This is a genomic window from Streptomyces sp. RP5T, assembly GCF_003933965.1.
Classification (GTDB): Bacteria; Actinomycetota; Actinomycetes; order Streptomycetales; family Streptomycetaceae; genus Streptomyces.
Window position 1 is genome coordinate 1 of record NZ_RSAJ01000683.1, and the last position, 4,131, is coordinate 4,131.

The 4,131-nt window shown below is 72.7% G+C and carries 5 protein-coding genes; 2 read left to right on the forward strand and 3 right to left on the reverse strand.

Going from position 1 to position 4,131, the window contains the following annotated elements:
• A partial coding sequence (locus EHS43_RS39085; RefSeq protein WP_125195325.1) for a hypothetical protein occupies positions 1-723 on the forward strand: 723 nt, incomplete at its 5' end.
• Between the two features lie 360 nt (positions 724-1,083).
• Here EHS43_RS39085 and EHS43_RS39090 read toward each other — a convergent pair.
• The gene (locus tag EHS43_RS39090) at positions 1,084-2,430 is read right to left on the reverse strand and encodes a helix-turn-helix transcriptional regulator (RefSeq protein ID WP_125195326.1); all 1,347 of its coding nucleotides are present in this window, start codon (positions 2,428-2,430) and stop codon (positions 1,084-1,086) included.
• A 124-nt stretch (positions 2,431-2,554) separates the two neighbouring features.
• Here EHS43_RS39090 and EHS43_RS39095 point away from each other — a divergent pair, with 124 nt between their 5' ends.
• A complete protein-coding gene (locus EHS43_RS39095; protein WP_125195327.1) occupies positions 2,555-2,734 on the forward strand; it encodes a hypothetical protein in 180 nt (59 codons plus the stop codon).
• 10 nt (positions 2,735-2,744) lie between these two features.
• On the opposite strand, the gene EHS43_RS39100 is transcribed toward EHS43_RS39095, so the two are convergent.
• Complete coding sequence (locus EHS43_RS39100) at positions 2,745-3,353, reverse strand: Uma2 family endonuclease (RefSeq protein WP_125195328.1); 609 nt, start codon at positions 3,351-3,353, stop codon at positions 2,745-2,747.
• Positions 3,354-3,420: 67 nt separating this feature from the next.
• Positions 3,421-3,972, reverse strand: a complete 552-nt coding sequence (locus EHS43_RS39105) for a tellurite resistance TerB family protein (RefSeq protein WP_125195329.1) — start codon at positions 3,970-3,972, stop codon at positions 3,421-3,423.
• Between the last annotated feature and the right edge of the window lie 159 nt (positions 3,973-4,131).

Below are 4,131 nucleotides of genomic sequence, written 5' to 3' on the forward strand. Positions count from 1 at the left end.
GCCACCGCCTGCTCCGCGCTCTCCACGCCCCCCACCGCGCCCCAGCCGACGATCACCCTGCCCAGCAGCGCGCCGCCGTCGTCCGCGAAGGCGTCCGCCGCCCCCTCCTCGGCCCTCACCGAGGCCATGGCGCGGGCCGCGCTCGTCACCGACGCGGACCTCGGTGAGCCCTGGAAGCCGACGCAGGGCGTGGCCACCTGGCACGACGGGGTGCTGAAGGCGAAGGCCGACCGGCGGGGGTGTCAGCGGCTGCTAGACGCGCTGTACGCGGACGAGTTGTTCGGGGCCGACGCCCGGCCCCGCGCGGTCGTCGGGATGGACGACGAGTGGAACGCGGCCCAGATGCGGTACCAGGTGCTCGCGCGTCCCCCGGCGGAGATCGACAAGACCCTGGCCTGGCTCAAGAGCATGCCGAAGAAGTGCGCGCAGTTCGCGGCCACCACGACCACGGGTGCCGTCCTCGGGGTGCAGGTCGGGGTGCTGCCGCTGCCTGAGGCGGGGGACGCCCGGCAGGGGCTGCGGGTGCTGCTGACCGGGCAGTCGCCGGACGGCGCGCCGAGCACGCTCACGCTGGACGTCGCCGCGCTCCGGGTGGGGGAGGACGCGATCAGCGTGACGAACGGCGGCTTCGGCGACGTACAGACGGAGGCCACGCAGGCGGCCGTACAGCTGGGTGCCGACCGGCTGACGGAGGTGCGCAGGCAGGGGCGGGTGCAGGTGTGAGGCCGGGTCACCCGTACCCGACCGGCTCGCGTATCCCGCCGGCCCCCTCACGCGCTCTTCACAGACCGTGCGCCGATCATTACGGTCTTCGGTGACGGTCAGGGAGCGGCCGCGCAGCGTCGAACTGTGCCGGAGCCGCCTGCCCATGCGCCCTGCTCGTCCTCACCCCGCTCCGGACCGGGCCGTGTCGTGTCGTGCGGGCCCGTGCTCTTCGTCCCTGTTCCGCGACGCCGACCGGGGCGCCTCCCACCGTCCCGAGCGGACCGGGGACCTTCCCGGAGGACCGCGCGAACCGGCGCGAGTCCCCACCGGGGCGGCCGCCCTCCACCGAGGAGGACCGCGGCCGCCCCGGCACCGCGTTCACAGGGGCGGTTGCGCGGGTGCCGGTCCGAGGGTGGTGGTGCCGGGGGCCGTACGGTGCCCGAGGCCGGTCCGGTACGCGTCCAGCGCCGCCTCCACCCGTCCGGTACGGCGGAGCAGATCGCCCAGCAGCCGGCACAGGTCGGCCAGGTCACCGGCGGCGCCGGCCCGCTCCAGGAGGCTCAGGGCGCGGACGTAGTGCTCCTCGGCGGCCTCGGTGTCCCGGGCGTCCTCGGCGATGATCCCGAGCAGGCGGTGGGCGGCGGCGGAGTGCAGGGCGCCGCGCTCGGAGCTGAGGTCGCTGAGCACGTCGTGGAGCAGGGCGGCGGCCTCGTCGGACTTGCCGCGCCGGTGCAGCACGTCGGCGAGCTCGACGGCGGCCTGGCTGGAGTAGAGGGCGGCCCGCTTGGCGGAGAGCATGGCGAGGGCCTGCCGCAACTCGTCCTCGGCGCGCTCCAGTTCGCCGTTCTGGGCGTAGACGTATCCGCGCATCCAGTGGCAGTTGGCGAGTTCGGTGCGCAGCTGGAGCTGCCGGTACAGCTCGGCGGCCTTGGCGAGGGAGGTGTCGGCCTCGGCGAGACGGCCCTCGGCGAGCAGGGTGCGGGCGACGGAGCGGTGCATCCGGGCGACGAGGGCGGGGTCGCCCGAGCTCGGGGCGAGGGCGAGGGCGAGTTCGGCGGCCTGGGCGGCGCGCGCGTGGGCGCCCATGTCCATGTAAGGGCCGATGACGCTCGCGTAGAGGAGCAGCAGGGCGTCGGGGTCGTGGAGGCCACCGCGGTTGAGCTCGTCGATGGTGGACTCCAACAGGTACACGGAGTAGCGGAGTTCACCGGTGAGATAGTGGGCGAGGGCGCGTCCGCGGAGGGCGGGGACCCGGGCGGGCAGCGGGACGTCGTCGCCCAGGGCCTGCTCGGCCCGCTCGAAGTACTCGCGTGCGGCGCCGAGTTCGCCCGTCTCCACGGCGCACTCCCCGAGCCCGAGCAGGGCGGCGGAGCGCACCTCGGTGAGGTCGAGCGCGTCGGCCTCGGCGAGCAGGGCGGCGTACTGGGCGGCGGACTCCTCGGCCTCCCCGGTGGCGAGGGTGCGCTGGGCCTCGGTGAGGCGCAGCCGCAGGTCGGTGACGAGACGGGCCGGGCGGCCGGTGGCCAGTTCCTCGAAGCCGACGCCGAGGCGGTCGGCGAGATGCCGGAGCGCGTCGTCGGAGGGCCGCACCCGTCCGGACTCCAGGGTGGAGATGTAGGCCGGCGTGTAGGCCGGTTCGGCCAGCTGTTTCTGCGTCAGCCCGCGTTCGACCCGCAGCTGCTGCACCCGTCGCCCGATGACGCCCGGGTCGTCCCGCTCCGACATGGCCAACTCCCCAAGCCCCTCTTGCCGTTCGGCTCCCGCAGCCCCTAGGTTAAACGGCGTATTAACCCTGCTTAATACACCGTCACCGCCCTGGGTCATTCACCGCCACCGCTGCGAGGTCGCCGTGCTCGATCGCACCAGCACCACCGCGCGCTACACAAGGGGTTTCGCCGCCGCCGTAGTGGCCGTGGCCACACTGGTCCTGGCGGCCAACGCGGGCCCCGCGAAGGCGTCGGGACCGCACCACCCGGCCGAGGAGCGGGCCGCCGTGCCGCAGCACGCGGCCGAACGCTCCTCGGACTGAGCCCTCGGACTCAGTCGGTCTCCGGGCCCAGCATCATGTCCTTGCGGCTGTACAGCGGCAGCTCCGCCGTGTCGAGCTGCCAGGCACCGAGTTCCGTGGTGATGACGAGCGGCGTCCCGTACGGCTGCTTGTGGAGACGGTTGGCATAGCGGGGTCGCCCGCTGCTGGAGTCGATGCCCCACTGGTAGGTCCAGGTGCCGTCACGGGGGTCGAGGATCAGGTAGTGAGCGATGCCCATGGCGGGGTAGTCACGGCTCTTGACCTCGTAGTCGTTGCCCGGGTTGGACGGCGAGACGATCTCGATGGCGAGGAAGATCGCGCGCGGGTCCAGCGGGCCGTCGGTCAGCATCGCCTCGCGGGCGGTGACGATGAGGTCCGGGACCCGCAGCTTGCCCAGGGCGCCGTCGTCGGTGTCCGTGGCCTCGAAGGTCATTGTCCCGTCGGGGAGCTGCGGATCCAGCTGACGTGCGACGTCCTTGGCCGTGACCTGGTGGCGTGGACGGGGGCTCATCATCATGACGAACGTCCCGTCGCTGATCTCCGGGTACGTGAAACCGGGCGGCGGTGTGAAATGCTCGCGCAGCTCACGCAGGTGTTGGTAGATCGCCTGCTCGGTCATACCGCCGCCCCCTTCGGAGTCGCTGGTCGCACTCATCGTATGTGGCAGTGCGGAGAGCAGCGGCTGCTCAGAGCTGGAACTCAGCCGGCGAAACGCCGAGGGCCGCGCACGCCTCCCTCAGGACCGCCTGCTCCGCCTGCGAGAAGTGGCCGTCGGCGCCGGCGATGACGATGCCGGTCTGGATCACCGCGCGGGCCTCGGTGGGCTTCTTGGCCGCCTTGGCGATCTCCTGGAGCGCCTCGGCCTTGCCCTGCGGGAAGTTGCGGGTCAGCTGGTCCACATGCTTGTGGAAGCGCTGGCGCAGCTGCTCGGGCGGGAAGTTCTGCAACACGTCGTTGCTCAGGATCAGGGACTCCATCTGCTGCATCTCGGCCGCGTCCACCTGGCCGTCCGCGGCCGCGACCAGGGCGCACATCGCCATGCTGGCGTCCCGGTAAGCGCCGCTCTTCAGCTCGGCCTTCAGGGAGCCGAGCTGGGTCTTCAGGACGCCGACGAGCTGGGCGCGCGAGCCGCCGCGCGAGCCGCCCTGTCCGTGCCCGCCGGTCGCCGTGCCGCGCCCGCCCTGCGCCTGCTGCTGCAGGCTCTTGGCCTGGTCCTTGAGCCGGTCGAACAGTGCCATTGACGTCACCTCGGTACTCGTCTGAGTGATCTCATCCGGTCAACGGACACGCCCAGGTAAAGGTTCCACCAAGACAGGCCCGCGGCGGACGAGGCGGGCGGAAGGAAGGGGCGGCATCCCGGCCCGGTGCAACGGTCGCCGCCGCCCACGCCCCCGAGG